The sequence below is a fragment of the Acidovorax sp. FJL06 genome (assembly GCF_003852545.1).
Lineage (GTDB): Bacteria > Pseudomonadota > Gammaproteobacteria > Burkholderiales > Burkholderiaceae_C > Acidovorax.
Genome location: NZ_QAJR01000029.1, coordinates 76,200 through 97,996 on the forward strand (window position 1 = coordinate 76,200; position 21,797 = coordinate 97,996).

Below are 21,797 nucleotides of genomic sequence, written 5' to 3' on the forward strand. Positions count from 1 at the left end.
CCTGTGCTGCCCGCCGGGCCGGGGTTATGGCTGCGTGGTGACGGCCACGGGCGCAGGCACGCTGTGCACCAGCCGCTGCACGTCGTCCGCCTGGGCCAGCGTGGTGCCCGGGTGCAGCAGGGCGGCCGCCCCGGCGGCCACGCCCCAGCGCAGGGCCTCGGCGGGCGCGTCGCCCCGGTCCAGCGCCCAGACCAGCGCCGCCAGAAAGCAGTCGCCCGCGCCCGTGGTGCCGGTGGTGGCGGGCACGTTCAGCGCCGGGGCCTGCCACACGCCGGCGCGTGTGGCCAGCACGGCGCCTTGTTCCCCCACCGACAGGGCCACGGTCTCGGCCGCGCCGTGGGCCACCAGCGACTGGGCGGCCGCGCACCAGTCGGCCATGTGCTCCAGCGGCTGCTGCACCAGCTCGCGCAGCTCCCGCAGGCTGGGCTTGACCAGCGCCACCCCGGCCTGCAACGCGGCGGCCAGCGGCGGGCCCGAGGTGTCCACCACCAGGCGGGTCGGTGTGCCCTGCGTGGCCAGGGCGCAGGCCAGCCGGGCGTAGAAGTCGTCCGGGGTGCCGGGCGGCAGGCTGCCGCTGGCGATGAGCCAGCGCGGCGGCGTGGGCAGGGTGGCCAGCGCGTCCAGGCAGCCTTGCCATTCGGCGGCCTGCAGCGTGGGGCCGGGCAGCACAAAGCGGAACTCCTGGCCGGTGTGGGTCTCGACCACCGAAAAATTTTCGCGCGTGTCGCCCGCGATGGGTCGCAGCACCGTGGGCACCCCTTCGTCGGCCAGCAGCTGTTGCACTTGGGCGCCCGCCGCGCCACCCGCCAGCGCCCAGGCCTGGACATCGGCGCCCAGCCGGTGCAGCACGCGGGCCACGTTGATGCCGCCACCACCCGCAAAGCGCCGCACCGGGCCGCAGCGCAGCTTGTGGGTGGGGGCCACGCGCTCGGTGGTGGTGGCCAGGTCCAGCGCCGGGTTGGGGGTGAGGGTGATCAGGGCGGGCATGGGTGCAACGCAGGGCGGGGTTGCCGCGCTGCGGCTACCAGGCCTTCTCGGCCAGGCCCGACCACAGCTCGTCCAGGTCTGGGAAGTGCCACTTCTCGGGGTCTTCGCGCGCCACGATCTTCTCGGTGCAGCCGGGGGCGGCCAGGTCCACCAGTTCGGGCGGGATGCGCAGGTCGGACTTGGTCGAGAAGAACACCTTGACGATGGGCGTGGTGAGCGCCGTGGGGGCCTGCTCGGTCACCACCCCGATGCGGCCCGAGGCCAGCCGCACGAGCGAGCCCACGGGGTAGATGCCAATGCTCTTGACGAAGGCCTGGAAGATGCGCGCGTCGAAGTGGTCGGTGGTCCACTCGGCCATGCGGCGCAAGGATTCGGCCGGGTCCCAGCCGCGCTTGTAGGGGCGGTCGGAGGTGATGGCGTCGTACACGTCGCAGATGGCCGTCATGCGCGCGATCACGCTGATGCCTTCGCCCTTGAGCTTGTCGGGGTAGCCCGATCCGTCGATCTTTTCGTGGTGGTGCAGGCAGGCGTCGAGCACGGCATCGGGCACGTTGCCGCCCTCCTTGAGCATGTGAAAGCCCTCCACCGGGTGGCTGCGCACCACGGCGAACTCCTTGTCGGTGAGCTTGCCCGGCTTGTTGAGCACCGACATCGGGATCGCCGCCTTGCCCAGGTCGTGCAGCAGGCCCGCCATGCCCGCCAGGCGCGCCTGTTCGTCGTTGAGCTTGAGCTGGCGCGCCAGCGCCACCATCAGCGCGCACACCGCCACCGAGTGCATGTAGGTGTAGTCGTCGGCCGTCTTCAGGCGCGCCAGGCTGATCAGCGCACCCGGGTTGCGGGTGACGGAGTCCGAGATTTCCTCCACCAGGTTCTGCGCGCCCACGGAGTCCACCGCGCGCCCCATGCGGGCCTCGTTGAACATCGACACCACGGCCTTCTTGGACTTCACGCAGATGGCCGCCGCCATCTTGAGTTCGCCGCGCATGTCGGTGGGCATGCGGTTGCGCACCGGGGGCGGCGGCACGGGCAGGCTCACCTGGATGGGCGGCAGGTCTTCCAGCCGGTTGAAATCGGTTTCGATCCTGGCGTCCACCTCTTCGCGCGACACCGACGTGGTGCCCTCGGCCACGTCCAGGCCCTTGGCGGTGTCGATCCAGCATTCGTGGATGGCGGTGGCCTTGATGCGTTCCAGGTCCTTGGGGTCCTTGAGCAGGAACTTGGCCCGCCAGAACGGGTGCTCCATCCACGAGCCGCAGAACTCGTGCAGGTACATGCCCAGGGTAAGGTGTTGGATTTGGATGCGCTTGAGCATGGGGCAGCCTGGGGCTCGAAAATGCGCCGCCTTCAGGTGTTGGCAGCGGTAACCATGGTAGCCTTTTTGCCCCGCCCATGGCGTTCGTAAAACCCGCTACATGCCTTCCGCCGCCCCCCGAGTTTCCCCTAGTGCCAAGGCCCCGGCGGCCCCTGCCGCTGCGGCCAAGGGCGGGGCCTCGGTGGCGCAGAAGGCGCTGCAAAAACTCGGGCTGCGCCGCGACATCGACCTGGCCCTGCACCTGCCCCTGCGCTACGAAGACGAAACGCGCATCATTCCGCTGGCCAACGCCCGCGATGGGCAGATGGCGCAGATCGAAGCCACCGTGGTCGCGAGTGAGGTGCAGCTGCGCCCACGCCGCCAGCTGGTAGTGCAGGTGGAGGACGACAGCGGCAGCTGCGAGCTGCGCTTCTTCAGCTTCTACCCCTCGCACCAGAAAACGATGGCGGTGGGTGCGCGCCTGCGCATCCGGGGCGAGGTCAAGGGCGGCTTCTGGGGGCGGCAGATGCTGCACCCGGCGTTCCGCGTGGCGGGGGGCGAGCTGCCTGCCGCGCTCACGCCCGTCTACCCCACCACCGCCGGGTTGCCCCAGCCCTACCTGCGCCGCGCCGTGGTCAGTGCGCTGGCGCGGGTGGACCTGTCGGACACGCTGCCGCCCGGTGCCGAGCCGCCCTGGGCGCGGTCCTATGGCCAAAATGGCCTCCAGCGCGCTCTCAGCTTGCGCGAGGCGCTCATCTTTTTGCACCACCCCACGCCCGACGTGGCGCTGTCTACGCTGGAAGACCACAGCCACCCGGCCTGGCAGCGCCTGAAGGCCGAGGAGCTGCTGGCGCAGCAGCTGTCGCAGTACCAGTCGCGGCGCGAGCGCGACCGGCTGCGTGCCCCGGTGCTGCGCCCGCAGCCTGCCAAGGACGGCGCGCGGCCCCTGCACGAGCAGCTCATGGCCGTGCTGCCCTTCAGCCTCACGGCCGCCCAGCGCCGCGTGGGCGAGGAAATCGCCGTGGACCTGGCGCGCCAGGTGCCCATGCACCGGCTGCTGCAGGGCGATGTGGGCTCGGGCAAAACCGTGGTGTCGGCCCTGGCCGCCTGCCTGGCCATGGACGCGGGCTGGCAGTGTGCACTGATGGCGCCCACCGAAATCCTGGCCGAGCAGCATTTCGCCAAGATGATCGGCTGGCTCGAACCCCTGCTGGCCGCGCGCGGCCGCAAGGTGGCCTGGCTGGTGGGCGGGCAAAAAAAGAAGGACCGCAGCGCCATGCTCGCGCTGGTGGCCAGCGGCGAGGCCGCGCTGGTGGTGGGCACGCACGCCGTGATCCAGGACCAGGTGCAGTTCAAGAACCTGGCGCTGGCCATCATTGATGAGCAGCACCGCTTTGGCGTGGCGCAGCGGCTGGCCTTGCGGCAAAAGTTGGCGGCCCACGGCATGGAGCCGCACATGCTGATGATGAGCGCCACGCCGATTCCGCGCACGCTGGCCATGAGCTACTACGCAGACCTGGACGTGTCGGTCATCGATGAGCTGCCGCCAGGCCGCACGCCCATCGTCACCAAACTCATTGCCGATAGCCGCAAGGACGAGGTGATCGAGCGCATCGGCGCGCAGGTAGAGGCTGGCCGGCAGGTGTACTGGGTGTGCCCGCTCATTGAAGAGAGCGAGGCGCTGGACCTCTCCAACGCCACCGCCACCCACACCGACCTGAGCGAGGCCTTGCCCGGCGTCATGGTTGGCCTGCTGCACTCGCGCATGCCAACCGCCGAAAAGAAGGCCGTGATGGCGCTGTTCACCAGCGGCCAGATGGGTGTGCTGGTCAGCACCACCGTGATCGAAGTGGGCGTGGACGTGCCCAATGCGTCCCTCATGGTCATCGAGCACGCCGAGCGTTTTGGCCTGAGCCAGCTGCACCAGCTGCGCGGCCGGGTGGGGCGGGGCGCGGCGGCATCGGCCTGCGTGCTGCTGTACGCCACCAACGACAGCGGCCGCGTGGGCGAAACCGCCAAGGAGCGCCTGCGCGCCATGGCCGAGACCAACGACGGCTTCGAAATCGCCCGCCGCGACCTTGACATCCGCGGCCCCGGCGAGTTTCTGGGCGCGCGCCAGTCGGGCGATGCGCTGCTGCGGTTTGCCGACCTGGCGACCGACACGCACCTGCTTGAATGGGCGCGCGAGCTGGCACCGCAGATGCTGGATCGTTATCCAGAACTCGCGGCGAAGCACGTGGCACGCTGGTTGGGTGGAAAATCGGACTATCTCAAGGCCTGACCGACGCACCCATGCCCACGCCGCAGCCCGACACCCTTCCGGCTTCTGATATTGCGCCGTCCGCCGTGGTGGCCGCCTGGGTGCGCGACGATGCCTACCGTGACCGTGCCGTGCGTATGGGGTTCATCGATCGGCCTGTATGGGCGCGCTTCCTGGGGCCGTTGTGGATGGGCGCAGGCATTGCGCTCGTGTTTTCTCCCTGGGGGTTGCTGGGCAGTCTCTACGGGGGCGAGCCGATCCTGGCGCATGTGCCCCTGCTGGTGTTCGCCGCTGTTTTGCTTGCACTGGGTGGTGCACAGACGTTTCACGCCATGTGGCAGGCCACGGCCCGTCGATACACGTTTGTCGGCGATACCGCACGCTGGGAGCTTTCAGACGCGGGCCTGGTCTACCGCGTGGACACGCCTGACGGTAGCGTGCGCCATGAATCCCGTTCGCAGTGGGGCTGGTTTCGGGCCATGCATGTGGATGCCACGGGCCTGCGCCTGTACAGGGTTGGCACGGCGGAGTCCTACTTCATTCCCGCCACCGGATTTGTTGTGCAGCCTGGGCAGAGTGCCCAACGGGCGCTGCAGACCGTGGCGGGATGGGCGCGTGGAGCCGGTGTGCCGCTGCGCACGGTATCGGCATGGGACCTGGCGGGCTTGCTGGGCATGGGGGTAACGACAGCGTTGCTGGTTCTGTTCACGCTGGCGCACGCTGTGATCGTGGCGACGCCACCCCAGCTGCGATGGGGGAGGGTGTCGGCGCTGTTTGTGTCGGGGGTGGAGGCGTTTTGGTGGGTGGCATGCCTGTGCGCAGTCACGGTGGTGGCGCTGCATGGGCTGTTGGCCGCGTGGCAACACCGCCGCGCCCCCGCGCGCACCCTGCCCGCGCAAGCGCCCCACCTTGTTTTGGCTCTGGTGTGGGGCGGGCTGCTGCTGGTCACCTTGCAGGCGTTGCGCCGCCCGATTTTCAACGCCGCGCTGCCGGGCATCAGCTTTGCGGGACCCTTCACGGTCATGTGCACGGCTGTTTTGGTGTTGCTCACGGGGTTCGTGCTGCATCGCGGGTTTGCAACGCCCTGGGCGGCGCGCCGCGTTGCGTTGCACAATGACGGCTCAGGAACGTCACCATGACCCTCACCGAACTCAAGTACATCGTTGCGGTGGCCCGCGAGAAGCATTTTGGCCATGCGGCCGATGCCTGCTATGTGTCGCAACCCACGCTCTCGGTGGCCATCAAGAAGCTGGAAGAAGAGCTGGATGTGAAGCTGTTCGAGCGCAGCGCGGGCGAGGTGACGGTGACTCCGCTGGGCGAGGACATCGTGCGCCAGGCGCAGAGCGTGCTGGAGCAGGCGGCGGCCATCAAGGAGATCGCCAAGCGCGGCAAGGACCCGCTGGCCGGGCCGCTCACGCTGGGGGTGATCTACACCATCGGGCCCTACCTGCTGCCCGAGCTGGTGCGCCAGTCCATCACGCGCACGCCGCAGATGCCGTTGATGCTGCAGGAGAACTTCACCGTCAAGCTGCTGGAGATGCTGCGCACGGGCGAGATCGACTGCGCCATCCTGGCCGAGCCCTTCCCGGACACGGGCCTGGCCATGGCGCCGCTGTACGACGAGCCCTTCATGGCGGCCGTGCCCAGCACACACCCGCTGGCGGCCAAGAAGTCCGTTACGGCCGCCGAGCTCAAGAACGAGACCATGCTGCTGCTGGGCGCGGGCCATTGTTTCCGCGACCATGTGCTGGAGGTCTGCCCCGAGTTTGCGCGCTTTGCGAGCAATGCCGAGGGCATCCGCAAGTCGTTCGAGGGCTCGTCGCTGGAGACCATCAAGCACATGGTGGCCGCCGGCATGGGCGTGACGCTGGTGCCGCGCCTGTCGGTGCCGCGCGATGCGCTGCTCACCGTGTCGCGCCGCCGCAAGAGCGACGAGACCTACATCCGCTACCTGCCCATCCGCGAGGACGATGGCAGCCCGCCGCCCGTGCGCCGCGTGGTGCTGGCCTGGCGCCGCAGCTTCACGCGCTACGAGGCCATTGCCGCCCTGCGCAACGCCATCTACGCCTGCGAACTGCCGGGCGTGAACCGCCTGTCCTGAGCGGGCTGCCCCGCCTGGCGGTGCCACAGGGAATCGGCGCTACACTCGCGCCGCCCCTGTGCCGGCCCACCCGGCCTGCGCAAGCCGGGCATGCATTTTTTGCAGCGCTTGCCCCCGAGCCCGGGGGCGGGCCCATTCCCAAGAGGTTCCCATGAAGAAGCTTTGGCTCACCGCCACCCTGGCCGCCGCCTTGACGGCCTGCTCGTCCCTTTCTCCCACCACCGCGCCCACGGCCGCCACGCTGAAGAAGCCCGCGCTGGACCGCATTGCGGCAGCGCCCAGCGCAGCGGCGGCTGCGGACTTCCGCCAGTTCCTGGCGCTGGCGGCGCAGATGCAGCCCGGGCTGCAACCGGCCGTGGCGGCCTACCTGGCGAAGAAGCCCCTGGCCGGTGACGACCTGGTCAACATTGGCCGCCTGCTGGGCCTGCACAACCGCCTGCGCAACCAGGCGGCCGTGATCGATGCCACCGCGAAGATGGTCGCCATCCCCACCGTGCGGGCCGACAAGGTGCCTCCGCACGAGGACAAGCACATCATTGCCTTTGGCGCTCTGGTGGAAAGCATGGCGCGCGACTTCGGCCTGCAGTACCGCAACGTGGACAACCGCATTTTCGAAGTGAAGCTGCCCGGCAGCGGCCCCGAAGAGTTCGGCATCCTCACCCATGCCGACGTGGTGCCCGTGGTGGCCGACGAATGGGTGCTGGACGACGGCACCAAGCTCGACCCCTTCAAGCTGACCCGCGTGGGTGGCAACCTGTATGGCCGGGGCTCCATCGACGACAAGGGCTCCATCGCCACCGTGCTGTTTGCGATGAAGGCCGTGAAGGACAGTGGCCTGCCGCTGGCGCGCACCATCCGCCTCATGATCGAGACCACCGAAGAAACCGGTGGCGACGCGATGAAGTACTACCGTGCCAAGACCGCGCTGCCCGAGTACAACATTGTGCTCGACAGCAAGTACCCCGCCGTGGTGGCCGAAAAGGGCTCGGGCGCGCTGCGCGCCACCTTTGCGCTGGGCGCCGCCGCTGGCAACCAGCCCACCATCGTGGCCATGGCGGGCGCCGCTTCGGCCAACGCCGTGCCGCAAACGGCCACCGCCCGCCTGCGGGGTGGTGATGCCGACGCCACCGCCCGCCAGCTCAGCGTTGCCAAGGACGCCTTTATCGGCAAATACACCGGCCAGGGCGGCAAGTTCAGCATCGACGTGGCGCGCGATGGCGCAGAGGTGCTGGTCAAGGTCACGGGCGCATCGGCCCATGGCTCGCGCCCCGAAGAAGGCGTGAACCCGTTGCCGCGCCTGGCACTGTTCCTGAAGGAGTCGGGCGTGGCGCTGGCCCCCAATGGCTACGCGCAGGCCGTGCGCTACCTCACCGACCTGTATGGCGTGGACTACCTGGGCCGCACCCTGGGCCTGGCCTACAGCGACGACTTCATGGGCCCGCTCACCCTGTCGCCCAACCTCATCCGCGAGAAGGATGGCAAGGTCGATGTGCTGGTGAACGTGCGCATGCCCCGGGGCAGCACGCCCGAGGCGCTCTCGCAGGCCACCTCGGCCAAGGTCAAGGCCTGGGGCGCCCAGGCGGGCGTGGCGGTGGAGGTGGACCACAGCCAGGGCAACTGGATGGCGCGCGACCCCAAGGGTGCCTGGCTGGCCACGCTGCTCAACACCTTTGGCGACACCACAGGCCTCGAAGCCAAGCCCGTGCCCACGGCGGGCAGCACCACGGCCAAGCTCATGCCCAACGCCATCAACTTCGGCCCCGCCATGCCGGGCAAGAAGTACACGGCCCACAACGCCAAGGAGTTCAAGGAAGTGGTGGACCTGGACGCCGACATGCAGATGTTCACCGAGATGCTGGTGCGCATCGGGAATTTGAGCCAGATGCAGTGAAGGGCTTGGGGCTTGCGCTAAAGTGACCGCGAGCCGCCGCGCTGCGGCCCCGGGCACCCTTGCCGGGGGCTCTGCGGCGTGGCAGATCCATCGATTGCATTTCAACGAAGGAGCCTCCATGGCCAAAGCCGCCAAGACCCCCGCCGCCCCCAGCATCAACATCGGCATCAGCGACAAGGACCGCGCAGCCATCGCCCAGGGCCTGTCGCGCCTGCTGGCCGACACCTACACCCTGTACCTCACCACCCACAACTTCCACTGGAACGTGACGGGCCCCATGTTCAACACGCTGCACACCATGTTCATGGCGCAGTACACCGAGCTGTGGAATGCGGTGGACCCGATCGCCGAGCGCATCCGCTCGCTGGGCCATGTGGCTCCCGGCTCGTACGCCGAGTTTGGCAAGCTGGCCACGGTGCCCGACGCCCCCGCCAAGCCCCCCAAGGCGCTGGACATGGTGCGTGTGCTGGTCGAAGGCCACGAGGCCGTGGCCCGCACGGCGCGCAGCCTGTTCCCTCTGGCCGACAAAGCCAGCGACGAGCCCACGGCGGACCTGCTGACCCAGCGCCTGACGGTGCACGAACAGACGGCGTGGATGCTGCGCTCGCTGCTCGAAGAGTAAGAGCGGCTAACAAAACCCTTCTGGCGTCGTTGCCGCGTCTTGTCGTACTAGTCGTACTGCCTGCGACGCGGCGCCTAGCCAGAACCGCTGCGCTGGGTTTTGTTATCCGCTCTAAGCCAGCCGCTGCGCTGTGAACCGAACGCCCGGTGGCCGCAAGGCCCCGGGCGTTTTGCTTGCCGGGCCGATGCCGGGCCTGCATCTGGGAAAATCCCGCCCAATGACCGCCGCCACCACCGTCCCCCGCAGCCGCTTTTCGCTTTATCTCGACCTCATCCGCTGGGACCGCCCCGCCGGCTGGCTGGTGTGCCTGTGGCCCACGCTGTCTGCGCTGTGGATTGCGGCCGATGGTTTCCCCGGCTGGCATTTGCTAGCCGTGTTTGTGCTGGGCACCTTCCTCATGCGCAGCGCCGGCTGCTGCGTGAACGATGTGGCCGACCGCGACTTTGACAAACACGTCAAGCGCACGGCGCAGCGGCCCGTGACCACGGGCGCCGTGTCGGTGAAAGAGGCGCTGGGTTTGGGCGCTGTGCTGGCCCTCGTGTCGTTTGGCCTGGTGCTCACCACCAACACCGCTGCCATCCTCTGGTCCGTGCCTGCCGTGCTGGTGGCCATTGCCTACCCGTTCACCAAGCGCCTCATCTCCATGCCGCAGGCGGTGCTGGGCATTGCGTTCAACTTTGGCATCGTCATCGCCTTCGCTGCGGTGCAGGGCAGCGTGCCCGCCGTGGCGTGGTGGATGTGGCTGGGCAATATGTTCTGGGTGCTGGCCTACGACACCGAATACGCCATGGTGGACCGCGACGACGACCTCAAGATCGGCATCAAGACCTCGGCCATCACGCTGGGGCGCTTCGATGTGGCGGGCATTGTGCTGTTCTACCTGCTCTTTATCGGTATTTGGGCGGTAGCGCTTGCCCCTTATGCGCTAGGTGCTATTTTTTACATAGCACTTGCTGCGGCGCTGGCGCAGGCCGTGTGGCACTTCACCCTCATCCGCACCCGCACCCGCGAGGGCTGCTTCAAGGCCTTCCGCATCAACCACTGGCTGGGCGCCACGGTGTTTGCGGGCATCGCGGGCAGCTACCTGGTGCGGGTGATACTCACAAATTGATAGCTGCTGGCGCTTGATGGGTAAGCGCAGAGTGCCAAAAAAGCCATAAAAACTGTTCACGATTCCCCGCAGAGCCGTGAACAGGGTGCCGGGGGTCAGGCCCCGAACTCGTTGCCGAGTTCGTTGGCGCGTTTTTCGGCGGCGCGCATGGCGGCCTCGAACGCCTGCGACACGCCGCTGGCCTCCATCGACTGCAGGGCCGCATAGGTCGTGCCGCCCTTGGAGGTGACGCGCTCACGCAGCACGGCCGGGGGCTCGTCCGAGCGCCGGGCCAGCTCGGAGGCGCCCACAAAGGTGCCCACGGCCAGCTGGTGCGCCTGCTGCGCGGACAGGCCCATGCCCACCCCCGCGCGCGCCATGGCTTCAAGGAAATAGAACACATAGGCCGGGCCCGAGCCCGAGAGGGCGGTGACGGCGTCGAGCTGCGTCTCGCTCTCCACCCACAGGAACTCGCCGGTGGACGCCATGATGGCCTCCACACTCTGGCGCTCGGCGCTGGTCACGGCGGGGCGTGCGTAGATCGCGCTCATGCCCTTGCCCACCAGGGCGGGCGTGTTGGGCATGGTGCGCACGATGCGCTCCGTAGCGAGCCACTGCGCGATGCTGTCCGAGCGGATGCCTGCCGCCACGCTCAGGTGCAGGGCCTGCTGGGTGTGCGCCTTGGCCTGCGCGGCGGCGTCCTTGAAGGTCTGGGGCTTGACCGCCCAGACCACGATGCTGGCGCGCTGCAGGGCGGCACCCGCCTCGGGCTGCGCCGTGAGGCCGAAGTTCTTGAGCAGCGCCTCGCGCGTGGGGGCGTAGGGCTCGACCACCTCGATCTGGCTGGCCGGGTGGCCCTGGCGGATCAGCCCGCCAATGATGGCGCTGGCCATGTTGCCGCCGCCGATGAAGGCGATGGTGGGGAGGGAGGAGTTTGCTGTGGCTGGAGCGGGGGAGGTCATTTTGCGGGCAGGCTGGAAAGGGAGAGCCGATGGTAGCGCTGCTAGACCTATGAGTTGCTCGAAGACTCGTGCAACTGGCGTGGCCAAAGCCAGTGCTCCCGCGCAAGGGCCGCCCCGCCGCGCTGGGAGCGTCCCCCCGCCCGCAACGCGCAGCGATGCGAGAGCGGGGGGAAGGCGCCGAAGGCGACTCAGGGGGGCTACTCTGCAACAGTTTGCCGCACCGCGTGTTCCCAGTTCGCCATCAGCTCCTGCGCACGTGCGCTGCTCAGCGTGGGTACAAAACGCCGATCGGCGCGCCACAGGTGCGACAGCTCGCCGGTGCAGGCGTACACGCCGCTGGACAGCCCCGCCAGGTAGGCGGCGCCCAGCGCCGTGGTCTCGATGACGGCCGGACGCACCACGGGGATGCCCAGCAGGTCGGCCTGGAACTGCATGAGCAGGTCATTCACGCAGGCACCGCCGTCCACGCGCAGCTCGCTCACCGGGGCGCCGCCCGCAGCGACCGCGTCACGGCTCATGGCCTGCAGCAGGGCGGCGCTTTGGTAGGCGATGCTCTCCAGCGCCGCACGCGCGATGTGGGCAATGGTGGTGCCGCGCGTGAGGCCGGTGATGGTGCCGCGTGCGTCGGGCTTCCAGTAGGGCGCGCCCAGGCCGGTGAAGGCGGGCACCATCATCACGCCGCCCGAGTCGGGCACGCTCTGCGCCAGCGACTCGACCTCGCTGCTGTTGGTGATGGCGCGCAGGCCGTCGCGCAGCCACTGCACCACGGCGCCGCCCACAAACACGCTGCCTTCCATGGCGAATTCGGGCTGCGTGCCCGGCTGTGCCGCGCTGGTGGTGAGCAGGCCGTTCTGGCTGGTCTGGAACGCGCCCCCCGTGTGCATGAGCATGAAGCAGCCCGTGCCATAGGTGTTCTTGGCCATGCCGGCCGTGAAGCAGGCCTGGCCGAACAGCGCGCTCTGCTGGTCGCCCGCCACGCCGCCGATGCGGATGGGGTGGCCCAGCAGGTCGGCGGCGATGTCGCCAAAGTGGGCGCTTGATGGCAGCACCTCGGGCAACAGCGCCTTGGGGATGCGCAGCAGCGCCAGCAGCTCCTCGTCCCACTGGTTGGTGTGCACATTGAATAGCATGGTGCGCGCGGCGTTGCTCACGTCCGTCACATGCACCTGGCCGTGGGTGAGCTTCCACATCAACCAGCTGTCCACGGTGCCAAACGCCAGTTCGCCGCGCTCGGCCGCATCGCGCGCGCCGGGCACATGGTCCAGCAGCCACTGCAGCTTGGTGCCCGAGAAGTAGGCATCCACCAGCAGGCCCGTCTTGGCCTGGATGGTGACGGCGTGGCCTTGTTCGCGCAGTTGGGCACAGGCGGGTTCGGCGCGCCGGTCTTGCCACACGATGGCGTGGTGCACGGGCTGGCCGGTTTGGCGGTTCCACAGCACCGTGGTTTCGCGCTGGTTGGTGATGCCCACGGCGCGCACGGCACTGGCCGCAATGCCGGCCTTGGCCAGTGCATCGCGTGCGGTGGCCAGCTGGGTGCGCCAGATCTCCAGCGGGTCGTGCTCCACCCAGCCGGGCTGGGGGTAGATCTGTGGCAGCTCCACCTGCGCCTGGGCCACGATGTGGCCGCTTTCGTCAAAGACGATGCTGCGGGAGCTGGAGGTGCCTTGGTCGAGGGCGAGCAGGTAGGTCATGGTGAAAAGGACGTCAGGGGGTCAGGCGGCGACGGTGCAGATCACACCGGCGTCTTGCAGCAGGGCCGGGAAAGGCTCGGGCGGCGGGGCGTCGGTGAACAGGCGGCCGATCTGGCCCAGCGTGGCCAGCTGCACCATGGCCGGGCGGTTGAATTTGCTGTGGTCGGCCGCCAGCCAGACTTCGCGCGACTGTTTGATGATGGTTTGCGCCACCTTCACCTCGCGGTAGTCGAAGTCGCGCAGCGAGCCGTCGGGCTCGATGCCCGAGATGCCGATGAGCGCGATGTCCACCTTGAACTGGCGGATGAAGTCCACCGCAGCTTCGCCCACGATGCCCCGGTCGCGCGGGCGCACCACGCCGCCGGCCACGATCACTTCGCATTCGGGGTTGCCGCTCAGGATGGCGGCCACGTTCAGGTTGTTGGTGATCACGCGCAGGCCGCGGTGGTGCAGCAGGGCCTTGGCGATGGCCTCGGTGGTGGTGCCGATGTTCAGGATCAACGAACAGTCGTTGGGCACCTGCTCGGCCACGGCGCGCGCAATGCGCGCCTTGCCTTCGGCATTGAGCGTTTCGCGCTGGGTGTGGGCCAGGTTTTCGACCGTGGAGCTGGGCACGCGCACACCGCCATGAAAGCGCGTGAGCAGGCCGGACTCGGCCAGGCGCTGCACGTCGCGGCGCACGGTCTGCAGCGTCACGCCCAGGGTGTCGGCCAGTTGTTCCACCGTGGCGGACTTGCGCGCACGGACTTCTTCCAGAAGCAGCAGTTGTCGGGGGTTCGTATTCACGCGAATGGAGGCGTCTAAAGGTGATGGATACTTTAAATCGAACAAAAAGGAACCGATTAAGGGTAAACCTTGATTCAATACGATCAAAAAAGAACAAAAATGAACGCAATCGAAAACCGAGAGGGCTGCCTGCGTCACTGATCGCAGCGGCGCAGGATTCTTCACTTGCCCCAGGGGCACAAACGAAAGGTTGCGTGATGCAGCTGGCATTGGACAGCATCAGCAAGAAGGTGGGGGCGCAGACCTGGCTGTATGACATGAGCCTGGCGCTCCAGAGCGGCGCCGTCACGGTGCTGCTGGGCGCCACGCAGGCGGGCAAGACCAGTCTCATGCGCATCATGGCGGGGCTCGATACGCCCACGGCCGGGCGCGTGACGGTGGACGGGGTGGACGTGACCGGCATGCCCGTGCGCGACCGCAACGTGGCCATGGTGTACCAGCAGTTCATCAACTACCCCTCGATGAAGGTGGCGGCCAACATCGCGTCGCCCCTGAAGCTGCGCGGCGAAAAGAACATCGACGCCCGGGTGCGCGAGATCGCCAGCCGCCTGCACATCGACATGTTCCTGGACCGCTATCCCGCCGAGCTGTCGGGCGGCCAGCAGCAGCGCGTGGCGCTGGCGCGGGCGCTGGCCAAGGGGGCGCCGCTGATGCTGCTGGACGAACCCCTGGTGAACCTGGACTACAAGCTGCGCGAAGAATTGCGCGAAGAGCTGACCCAGCTGTTTGCCGCCGGTCAATCCACCGTGGTCTATGCCACCACCGAGCCGGGCGAAGCCCTGCTGCTGGGCGGTTACACGGCGGTGCTGGATGAGGGCCAGCTGCTGCAGTACGGCCCCACGGCCGAGGTGTTCCATGCGCCCAATTCGCTGCGGGTGGCGCGCGCTTTCAGCGACCCGCCGATGAACCTGATGGCGGCCTCGGCCACCGCGCAGGGCGTGCGCCTGCAAGGCGGGGCCGAGCTGACGCTGCCCCTGCCGCAAGGTGTGGCGACAGCGGCCGGGCTGACGGTGGGCGTGCGCGCCAGTGCGCTGCGGGTGCACGCACGCCCCGGCGATGTGAGCGTGGCCGGGGTGGTGGAGCTGGCGGAGATTTCGGGCTCTGACACCTTTGTGCATGCCTCTACGCCCTGGGGCGATCTGGTGGCACAACTCACCGGCGTGCATTACTTTGAACTGGGGACGGCCATCACGCTGCACCTGGACCCGGCCCAGGCCTATGTGTTTGGTGCCGATGGCCGCCTGGCCCGGGCGCCCGCGCGGCCCGTTACCGCACAAGGAGGTCGCTGAGATGGCCCGCATCAGTCTGGACTTGGCGCATTCGTACAAGCCCAACCCGCAGCAGGACAGCGACTACGCGCTGCTGCCCCTCAAGATGGAGTTCGAGGACGGTGGCGCCTATGCGCTGCTGGGCCCCTCGGGCTGTGGCAAGACCACCATGCTCAACATCATGTCGGGGCTGCTCGTGCCCTCGCATGGCAAGGTGCTGTTCGATGGCCGCGACGTGACGCGTGCCAGCCCGCAGGAGCGCAACATCGCGCAGGTGTTCCAGTTCCCGGTGATCTACGACACCATGACGGTGGCCGAGAACCTGGCCTTCCCGCTGCGCAACCGCAAGGTGCCCGAGGACCAGATCAAGCGGCGCGTGGGCGTGATCGCCGAGATGCTGGAAATGAGCGGCCAGCTCAACCAGCGTGCGGCGGGCCTGGCGGCCGACGCCAAGCAGAAGATCTCGCTGGGCCGGGGGCTGGTGCGCCCGGACGTGGCCGCGGTGCTGTTCGACGAACCACTCACGGTGATCGATCCGCACCTCAAGTGGCAGCTGCGCCGCAAGCTCAAGCAGATCCACCACGAACTCAAGCTCACGCTGATCTATGTGACGCACGACCAGGTGGAGGCGCTGACCTTTGCCGACCAGGTGGTGGTGATGACGCGTGGCAAGGCGGTGCAGGTCGGCTCGGCCGACGCGCTGTTCGAGCGGCCCCAGCATGTGTTTGTGGGGCACTTCATTGGTTCGCCGGGCATGAACTTCCTGCCCGCGCAGGTGGATGGCGGGCAGCTCAGCGTTGCGGGCCACCGCTTGCAGGCCCCCGCAGGGCGTGCGTTGCCCGCAGGGGCGCTGCAGGTGGGCGTGCGGCCGGAGTATCTGGCGCTGGCATCGGCCGAGGCGCCTGGGGCCTTGGCCTGCACCGTGGCGCAGGTGCAGGACATCGGCACCTACCTGATGCTGACCGCCAAGGTGGGCGAGCACACCGTCAAGGCGCGTTTTGCGCCCGAGACCCGTCTGCCATCGGCCGGTGACACGGCGTGGCTGCAGGTGCTGGGTGAGCACACCTGCTTTTACAAGAATGAGGAGTTGCTGGCATGAGCGCAACCACCAAACCCGTGAACCAGAAAGCCTGGTTCCTGATCCTGCCCGTGATTCTGTGCGTGGCCTTCTCGGCCATCCTGCCGCTGATGACGGTGGTGAACTATTCGGTACAGGACATCATCTCGCCCGAGCGGCGCGTGTTTGTGGGCACCGAATGGTTTGTCGCCGTGATGCGCGACGAGGAGCTGCATGCGGCACTGTGGCGCCAGCTGACCTTCTCGCTGGCGGTGCTGGCGGTGGAGATTCCGCTGGGCATCCTGCTGGCGCTGTCCATGCCCGCGCAGGGCTGGAAGTCGTCCGCCGTGCTGGTGGTGGTGGCGCTGTCGCTGCTGATCCCCTGGAACGTGGTGGGCACCATCTGGCAGATCTATGGCCGCGCCGACATCGGCCTCATGGGGCGCCTGCTGCAGGAGGCGGGCATCGAGTACAGCTACACCGGCAACGCCACGCAGGCCTGGCTCACGGTGCTGTTGATGGATGTGTGGCACTGGACGCCGCTGGTGGCGCTGCTGGCCTTTGCCGGGCTGCGGTCCATCCCCGATGCGTACTACCAGGCCGCCCGCATCGACGGCGCCAGCAAGTTGGCGGTGTTCCGTTACATCCAGCTGCCCAAGATGCGCGGCGTGCTGATGATTGCGGTGCTGCTGCGCTTCATGGACAGCTTCATGATCTACACCGAGCCCTTCGTGCTCACGGGCGGCGGGCCGGGCAATGCCACCACCTTTCTCTCGCAGTACCTCACGACCAAGGCGGTTGGCCAGTTTGACCTGGGCCCTGCGGCCGCCTTCTCGCTGATCTATTTCTTCATCATCCTGCTGCTGTGTTTCATCCTCTACAACTGGATGCAGCGCGTGGGCACCGTCAGCGACGAAGGAGCCGGCCATGAATGAAAAACGTTTTCAAAAACGCACGCTGTTCCTGATTGCGTACCTGCTGTTTGCGCTGTTGCCCATCTACTGGATGGTCAACATGAGCTTCAAGACGAATGAAGAGATCCTGTCGAGCTTCTCGTTCTTTCCGCAGCACTTCACCTGGGCCAACTACAAGACCATCTTTACCGATGCGTCGTGGTACTTGGGCTACATCAACAGCCTGATCTATGTGGCGATCAACACGGTGATCTCGCTCACCGTGGCGTTGCCCGCGGCCTACGCGTTCTCGCGCTACCAGTTCATGGGCGACAAGCATGTGTTCTTCTGGCTGCTCACCAACCGCATGACGCCGCCGGCCGTGTTTTTGCTGCCGTTCTTCCAGCTCTACACCACCGTGGGGCTGATGGACACGCACATTGCCGTGGCGCTGGCACACCTCTTGTTCAACGTGCCGCTGGCGGTGTGGATTCTCGAAGGCTTCATGAGCGGCATCCCGCGCGAGATCGACGAGACGGCCTACATCGACGGCTACAGCTTTCCGCGCTTCTTCGTGGCGATCTTCCTGCCGCTCATCAAGGCGGGCGTGGGCGTGGCGGCGTTCTTCTGCTTCATGTTCAGCTGGGTGGAGCTGCTGCTGGCCCGCACGCTGACCAGCGTGAACGCCAAGCCCATCGTGGCCACCATGACGCGCACCGTGAGCGCCTCGGGCATGGACTGGGCCACGCTGGCGGCGGCGGGCGTGCTGACCATCGTGCCGGGTGCCATCGTGATCTGGTTTGTGCGGCACTACATCGCGAAGGGTTTCGCGATGGGCCGGGTTTGAGGAGGATGCGCCATGTTTGATTGGATGGCCTGGACGTTGCCGGTGGCCGTGTTTTTTGTCTGCATCGTGCTGATGCTGGTGGGTATGGCGGTGTGGGAGATCAAGTCGCCCACGGCCCTGCGCAAGGGGTTCTTGCCCCTGGAGACCACGCGCGGCGACCGGCTCTTCATTGGGCTGCTGTCGGCGGCCTATGTGAACCTGATTTTTGTGGGCGTCAGCGGCAAGCTGGCCCAGTGGTTCAGCCTGCAGGGCGACCCCTCGGTCTGGATCAGCTTTGTGGCGTCGATGGCGCTGCTGGTGCTGATCTTGCGCAAGGGTTGATCTGGAAAATGGTCGCTTGCGCATGATGGATAAGCGCTTGTAGCTATTGTTTTTGTAGTGTCGAAGGCCTGGCCTGGTTCCCCCCCGGGTTGGTGCCGGTCTACCAATGGGGGTCTCAATCTGAGAGGAGACAGCAATGAAGATGCAGTTCAAGGCGATCGCTTTCGCCGCCGCGGCCCTGGCAATGGGGCAGGCTGCCTGGGCCGGCGAGGCCGAGGCCAAGAAGTGGATCGACAGCGAATTCCAGCCATCCACGCTGAACAAAGACCAGCAGATGGCCGAGATGAAGTGGTTCATCGACGCAGCAAAAAAACTCCAGGCCAAGGGCGTGAAGGAAATCTCGGTGGTGTCCGAAACCATCACCACGCACGAATACGAATCCAAGACGCTGGCCAAGGCCTTCGAGGAAATCACGGGCATCAAGGTCAAGCACGACCTGATCCAGGAAGGCGACGTGGTCGAGAAGCTGCAGACCTCCATGCAGTCGGGCAAGTCCATCTATGACGGCTGGATCTCGGACTCGGACCTGATCGGCACGCACTACCGCTACGGCAAGATCATGAGCCTGACCGACTACATGGCCGGTACTGGCAAGGAGTGGACCAACCCCGGTATCGACCTCAAGGACTACATCGGCACCAAGTTCACCACCGGGCCTGACGGCAAGCTGTACCAGCTGCCCGACCAGCAGTTCGCCAACCTGTACTGGTTCCGTGCCGACCTGTTCGACCGCAAGGACATCAAGGACAAGTTCAAGGCCAAGTACGGCTACGACCTGGGCGTGCCGCTGAACTGGAGCGCCTACGAAGACATCGCCGAGTTCTTCACCAATGACGTCAAGCAGATCGACGGCAAGGCCATCTATGGCCACATGGACTACGGCAAGAAGGACCCCTCGCTGGGCTGGCGCTTCACCGATGCCTGGCTGTCGATGGCTGGCTCGGCCGACATCGGTGCGCCCAACGGCCTGCCAATCGACGAATGGGGCATCCGCGTGGCCGACGACAAGTGCACGCCCGTGGGCGCCTCGGTGGCCCGTGGCGGTGCGACCAACTCGCCTGCCGCCGTCTATGCGCTCACCAAGTACGTGGACTGGATGAAGAAGTACGCGCCCAAGGAAGCCACGGGCATGACCTTCGGCGAAGCCGGCCCCGTGCCCGCCCAGGGCCAGATCGCGCAGCAGATCTTCTGGTACACCGCCTTCACCGCCGACATGACCAAGCCCGGCCTGCCCGTGGTGAATGCCGATGGCACGCCCAAGTGGCGCATGGCCCCTGGCCCGAATGGCCCCTACTGGAAGCAGGGCATGCAGAACGGTTACCAGGACGTGGGCAGCTGGACCTTCTTCAAGGACCATGACGCCAACAAGACGGCCGCCGCCTGGCTCTACGCCCAGTTCGTGACCGCCAAGACCACGTCGCTCAAGAAGACGCTGACGGGCCTGACCCCGATCCGCGAGAGCGACATCCAGTCCAAGGCCATGACCGACGCCGCGCCCAAGCTGGGTGGCTTGGTGGAGTTCTACCGCAGCCCGGCCCGCGTGGCCTGGTCGCCCACCGGCACCAACGTGCCCGACTACCCCAAGCTGGCCCAGCTGTGGTGGAAGAACGTGGCGCAGGCTGTGACCGGCGAGAAGACCCCCCAGGGTGCCATGGACACGCTGGCCGACGAAATGGACCAGGTGATGGCGCGCCTGGAGCGCGCGGGCATGGCCCATTGCGCGCCCAAGCTCAACCCCAAGAGCGATCCCAACAAGTGGCTGAGCGACAAGCAGGCCCCCTGGAAGAAGCTGGCCAACGAGAAGCCAAAGGGCGAAACCATTGCCTACGACAAGCTGCTGCAGGCTTGGAAGGATGGCAAGACGCGTTGAGTGAGTCTGTGACCACCGCGTTTTGACAACCCACTGGCAGCCAGGGCTCACAAGGTCTCTGGCTGCCTTTTTCACTCCATGCTGCCCTCGCCGGTGACTGCGCCGAGGGCCGTTTTTCTCCCCGGATGTGTCAAGAATTAAAGGGTAAACCCTTAATTTTTGCTTCACCCATGGACAATCACCCCCATGACCACTGCCTCCGCACCCCTTCCTACGCGACGCGCCGACCTGCTGGCCCGTCTGGCCCAGCCGCACCACTATGACCTCGCCGTGATCGGTGGGGGGGCGACGGGGTTGGGGGTGGCTCTGGATGCGGCGGCACGCGGGTTCAGCGTGGTCCTGGTGGACTCGCACGACTTCGCCAAGGGGACCTCGTCCCGTGCCACCAAGCTGGTGCATGGCGGCGTCCGGTACCTGGCCCAGGGCAACATCGCGCTGGTGCGCGAGGCGCTGCATGAGCGCACGACCCTGCTGCACAACGCGCCTCACCTGGCGCAACCCCTGCCGTTTGTGATGCCGTCCTACCGCTTCTGGGAGACGCCGTTCTACGGCATCGGGCTCATGATGTACGACGCCCTGGCGGGCAAGGCCGGGCTGGGCGCCACCCAGTTCCTGGGGCGCGCCCGCACGCTCGAATGCCTGCCGACGGCCCGCACCGAAGGGCTCAAGGGCGGCGTCAAGTATTGGGACGGACAGTTCGACGATGCCCGCCTGGCGCTGGCGCTGGCGCGCACGGCGGCCAGCCTGGGGGCACTGGTGGTCAACTACTGCCCCGCGCGGGCCCTGGTCCACGAGGCCGGCAAGGTGGCCGGCTTTGTGTGTGAGGATGCGGACAGTGGGCAGCAGTTCACGGTGCGCGCCCGCACGGTGGTGAACGCCACGGGCGTGTGGGTGGACTCGCTGCGCCAGATGGATGGCGAGGCCATTGGCCGCCCCGCCAAGCCCATCGTCGCGCCCAGCCAGGGCGTGCACATCGTGGTGGACCGCGAGTTTTTGCCCTCCGACCACGCCCTGATGGTGCCCAAGACGGCCGACGGCCGGGTTCTGTTTGCCGTGCCATGGCTGGGCAAGCTCATTCTGGGCACGACCGACAGCCCGCGCCAAGACATCGTGCGGGAGCCGGAGCCGTTCAGCGAAGAGGTCCGCTTCATCCTGGAGGAATCTGCGCGCTACCTCACCCGCGCGCCCAAGGTGGACGACATCCGCAGCATCTGGGTGGGTTTGCGCCCTCTGGTGAAGCCGCAGGACGACGACGGCGACAACACCAAGAAGATCAGCCGCGAGCACACCGTGCTGGCCAGCCGCAGCGGGCTGATCACCGTGACAGGGGGCAAATGGACCACCTACCGGGCCATGGCCGAGGATGTGTTGCAAAAATGCTTCACAACGGGCCTGCTCCCCGAAAAACCTGCGGGTGTGACCAATCACCTGCCCCTGGTAGGCACGCCCCAGGAGGCAGTCCGGCATCGCATCTGCGACGCCCAGGGGTTGCATTCCTACGGAAGCGAGGCCGCAGCCGTGCTCGACATCCCTGGGGCGCAGACGGAGCTGGGTGGGGGCCTCACGGAGGCCATGGTGCGCTTTGCCGCGCGCCACGAATACGCCTGCACGGTCGAGGACATGCTGGCCCGCCGCTCCCGGCTGCTGTTCCTGGATGCCCGCAAGGCGATCGCGCTGGCGCCAGTGGTGGCTCGCATCCTGCAGGAGGAGCTTGGTGCCGACCCGCGCCTGGACGACTTCCTGGCCCTGGCCCAGCAGTACCTGCATGTTCCGGCTTGATCCCGGTACTTGCACTTGACTTCGTAAAAGTCTTTTGCAATAATCGAGGGCTTCGCGTTCAAAGCGTGAAGTTTCTGCCCA

At 67.1% G+C, this 21,797-nt stretch carries 18 protein-coding genes; 13 read left to right on the forward strand and 5 right to left on the reverse strand.

The window, feature by feature from the left end:
• Positions 1-24: 24 nt before the first annotated feature.
• On the reverse strand, positions 25-987 hold the full coding sequence (locus DBV10_RS16310; protein ID WP_124514658.1) for a 1-phosphofructokinase family hexose kinase: 963 nt from the start codon (positions 985-987) through the stop codon (positions 25-27).
• 34 nt (positions 988-1,021) lie between these two features.
• A complete protein-coding gene (locus DBV10_RS16315; RefSeq protein ID WP_124514659.1) occupies positions 1,022-2,299 on the reverse strand; it encodes an HD-GYP domain-containing protein in 1,278 nt (425 codons plus the stop codon).
• Positions 2,300-2,399: 100 nt separating this feature from the next.
• Between DBV10_RS16315 and recG the strand changes: the two genes are divergently transcribed.
• The 6 genes from recG (at position 2,400) to ubiA (ending at position 10,263) form a co-directional block, all read left to right on the forward strand.
• Positions 2,400-4,559: an ATP-dependent DNA helicase RecG gene (gene recG, locus DBV10_RS16320; RefSeq protein WP_124514660.1), complete on the forward strand. Its 2,160-nt coding sequence runs from the start codon at positions 2,400-2,402 to the stop codon at positions 4,557-4,559.
• Positions 4,560-4,570: 11 nt separating this feature from the next.
• Positions 4,571-5,677 (forward strand): hypothetical protein, encoded by a 1,107-nt coding sequence (locus tag DBV10_RS16325; RefSeq protein ID WP_124514661.1) that lies wholly within the window; start codon positions 4,571-4,573, stop codon positions 5,675-5,677.
• Positions 5,674-6,639: a LysR substrate-binding domain-containing protein gene (locus tag DBV10_RS16330; protein ID WP_124514662.1), complete on the forward strand. Its 966-nt coding sequence runs from the start codon at positions 5,674-5,676 to the stop codon at positions 6,637-6,639. The genes DBV10_RS16325 and DBV10_RS16330 overlap by 4 nt, the downstream gene beginning before the upstream one ends.
• A 151-nt stretch (positions 6,640-6,790) precedes the next feature.
• Complete coding sequence (locus tag DBV10_RS16335; RefSeq protein WP_124514663.1) at positions 6,791-8,530, forward strand: dipeptidase; 1,740 nt, start codon at positions 6,791-6,793, stop codon at positions 8,528-8,530.
• 118 nt (positions 8,531-8,648) lie between these two features.
• The gene (locus DBV10_RS16340) at positions 8,649-9,152 is read left to right on the forward strand and encodes a Dps family protein (protein WP_124514664.1); all 504 of its coding nucleotides are present in this window, start codon (positions 8,649-8,651) and stop codon (positions 9,150-9,152) included.
• Positions 9,153-9,369: 217 nt separating this feature from the next.
• Positions 9,370-10,263 carry a 4-hydroxybenzoate octaprenyltransferase gene (gene ubiA / locus DBV10_RS16345; RefSeq protein ID WP_124514665.1) on the forward strand — a complete coding sequence of 298 codons (894 nt, stop codon included), beginning with the start codon at positions 9,370-9,372 and terminating at the stop codon, positions 10,261-10,263.
• Positions 10,264-10,358: 95 nt separating this feature from the next.
• Here the strand turns inward: ubiA and proC are convergent, their stop codons facing one another.
• The 3 genes from proC to DBV10_RS16360 form a co-directional block, all read right to left on the reverse strand.
• Complete coding sequence (gene proC / locus DBV10_RS16350) at positions 10,359-11,204, reverse strand: pyrroline-5-carboxylate reductase (RefSeq protein ID WP_124514666.1); 846 nt, start codon at positions 11,202-11,204, stop codon at positions 10,359-10,361.
• A gap of 197 nt (positions 11,205-11,401) precedes the next feature.
• Positions 11,402-12,895: a glycerol kinase GlpK gene (glpK, locus tag DBV10_RS16355; RefSeq protein ID WP_124514667.1), complete on the reverse strand. Its 1,494-nt coding sequence runs from the start codon at positions 12,893-12,895 to the stop codon at positions 11,402-11,404.
• A gap of 21 nt (positions 12,896-12,916) precedes the next feature.
• Positions 12,917-13,681, reverse strand: a complete 765-nt coding sequence (locus DBV10_RS16360; RefSeq protein ID WP_124514668.1) for a DeoR/GlpR family DNA-binding transcription regulator — start codon at positions 13,679-13,681, stop codon at positions 12,917-12,919.
• A 197-nt stretch (positions 13,682-13,878) separates the two neighbouring features.
• On the opposite strand from DBV10_RS16360, the gene DBV10_RS16365 reads away from it, so the two are divergent.
• From DBV10_RS16365 to DBV10_RS16395, 7 genes are all read left to right on the forward strand, one after another.
• Positions 13,879-14,970 (forward strand): ABC transporter ATP-binding protein, encoded by a 1,092-nt coding sequence (locus tag DBV10_RS16365; RefSeq protein ID WP_124514669.1) that lies wholly within the window; start codon positions 13,879-13,881, stop codon positions 14,968-14,970.
• Position 14,971: 1 nt separating this feature from the next.
• Positions 14,972-16,048: an ABC transporter ATP-binding protein gene (locus DBV10_RS16370; RefSeq protein ID WP_124514670.1), complete on the forward strand. Its 1,077-nt coding sequence runs from the start codon at positions 14,972-14,974 to the stop codon at positions 16,046-16,048.
• The gene (locus tag DBV10_RS16375) at positions 16,045-16,941 is read left to right on the forward strand and encodes a carbohydrate ABC transporter permease (protein ID WP_124514671.1); all 897 of its coding nucleotides are present in this window, start codon (positions 16,045-16,047) and stop codon (positions 16,939-16,941) included. The genes DBV10_RS16370 and DBV10_RS16375 overlap by 4 nt, the downstream gene beginning before the upstream one ends.
• Positions 16,934-17,746, forward strand: a complete 813-nt coding sequence (locus DBV10_RS16380) for a carbohydrate ABC transporter permease (protein ID WP_124514672.1) — start codon at positions 16,934-16,936, stop codon at positions 17,744-17,746. Before DBV10_RS16375 ends, DBV10_RS16380 begins: the two co-directional genes overlap by 8 nt.
• Before the next feature lie 12 nt (positions 17,747-17,758).
• Positions 17,759-18,067, forward strand: a complete 309-nt coding sequence (locus DBV10_RS16385; protein WP_124514673.1) for a DUF2160 domain-containing protein — start codon at positions 17,759-17,761, stop codon at positions 18,065-18,067.
• Positions 18,068-18,203: 136 nt separating this feature from the next.
• Positions 18,204-19,937, forward strand: a complete 1,734-nt coding sequence (locus DBV10_RS16390) for an ABC transporter substrate-binding protein (RefSeq protein WP_124514674.1) — start codon at positions 18,204-18,206, stop codon at positions 19,935-19,937.
• Positions 19,938-20,123: 186 nt separating this feature from the next.
• Positions 20,124-21,716, forward strand: coding sequence for a glycerol-3-phosphate dehydrogenase/oxidase (locus DBV10_RS16395; RefSeq protein ID WP_124514675.1), 1,593 nt, complete (start codon positions 20,124-20,126; stop codon positions 21,714-21,716).
• Positions 21,717-21,797: the final 81 nt, after the last annotated feature.

Coding starts and splice junctions, on each gene's coding strand:
- DBV10_RS16310 (WP_124514658.1), bottom strand. CDS start 987: ATGCCCGCCCTGATCACCCTCACCCCCAACCCGGCGCTGGACCTGGCC.
- DBV10_RS16330 (WP_124514662.1), top strand. CDS start 5,674: ATGACCCTCACCGAACTCAAGTACATCGTTGCGGTGGCCCGCGAGAAG.
- DBV10_RS16370 (WP_124514670.1), top strand. CDS start 14,972: ATGGCCCGCATCAGTCTGGACTTGGCGCATTCGTACAAGCCCAACCCG.
- glpK (WP_124514667.1), bottom strand. CDS start 12,895: ATGACCTACCTGCTCGCCCTCGACCAAGGCACCTCCAGCTCCCGCAGC.
- ubiA (WP_124514665.1), top strand. CDS start 9,370: ATGACCGCCGCCACCACCGTCCCCCGCAGCCGCTTTTCGCTTTATCTC.
- DBV10_RS16390 (WP_124514674.1), top strand. CDS start 18,204: ATGAAGATGCAGTTCAAGGCGATCGCTTTCGCCGCCGCGGCCCTGGCA.
- DBV10_RS16375 (WP_124514671.1), top strand. CDS start 16,045: ATGAGCGCAACCACCAAACCCGTGAACCAGAAAGCCTGGTTCCTGATC.
- proC (WP_124514666.1), bottom strand. CDS start 11,204: ATGACCTCCCCCGCTCCAGCCACAGCAAACTCCTCCCTCCCCACCATC.
- DBV10_RS16380 (WP_124514672.1), top strand. CDS start 16,934: ATGAATGAAAAACGTTTTCAAAAACGCACGCTGTTCCTGATTGCGTAC.
- DBV10_RS16315 (WP_124514659.1), bottom strand. CDS start 2,299: ATGCTCAAGCGCATCCAAATCCAACACCTTACCCTGGGCATGTACCTG.
- DBV10_RS16335 (WP_124514663.1), top strand. CDS start 6,791: ATGAAGAAGCTTTGGCTCACCGCCACCCTGGCCGCCGCCTTGACGGCC.
- DBV10_RS16395 (WP_124514675.1), top strand. CDS start 20,124: ATGACCACTGCCTCCGCACCCCTTCCTACGCGACGCGCCGACCTGCTG.
- DBV10_RS16340 (WP_124514664.1), top strand. CDS start 8,649: ATGGCCAAAGCCGCCAAGACCCCCGCCGCCCCCAGCATCAACATCGGC.
- DBV10_RS16385 (WP_124514673.1), top strand. CDS start 17,759: ATGTTTGATTGGATGGCCTGGACGTTGCCGGTGGCCGTGTTTTTTGTC.
- recG (WP_124514660.1), top strand. CDS start 2,400: ATGCCTTCCGCCGCCCCCCGAGTTTCCCCTAGTGCCAAGGCCCCGGCG.
- DBV10_RS16325 (WP_124514661.1), top strand. CDS start 4,571: ATGCCCACGCCGCAGCCCGACACCCTTCCGGCTTCTGATATTGCGCCG.
- DBV10_RS16365 (WP_124514669.1), top strand. CDS start 13,879: ATGCAGCTGGCATTGGACAGCATCAGCAAGAAGGTGGGGGCGCAGACC.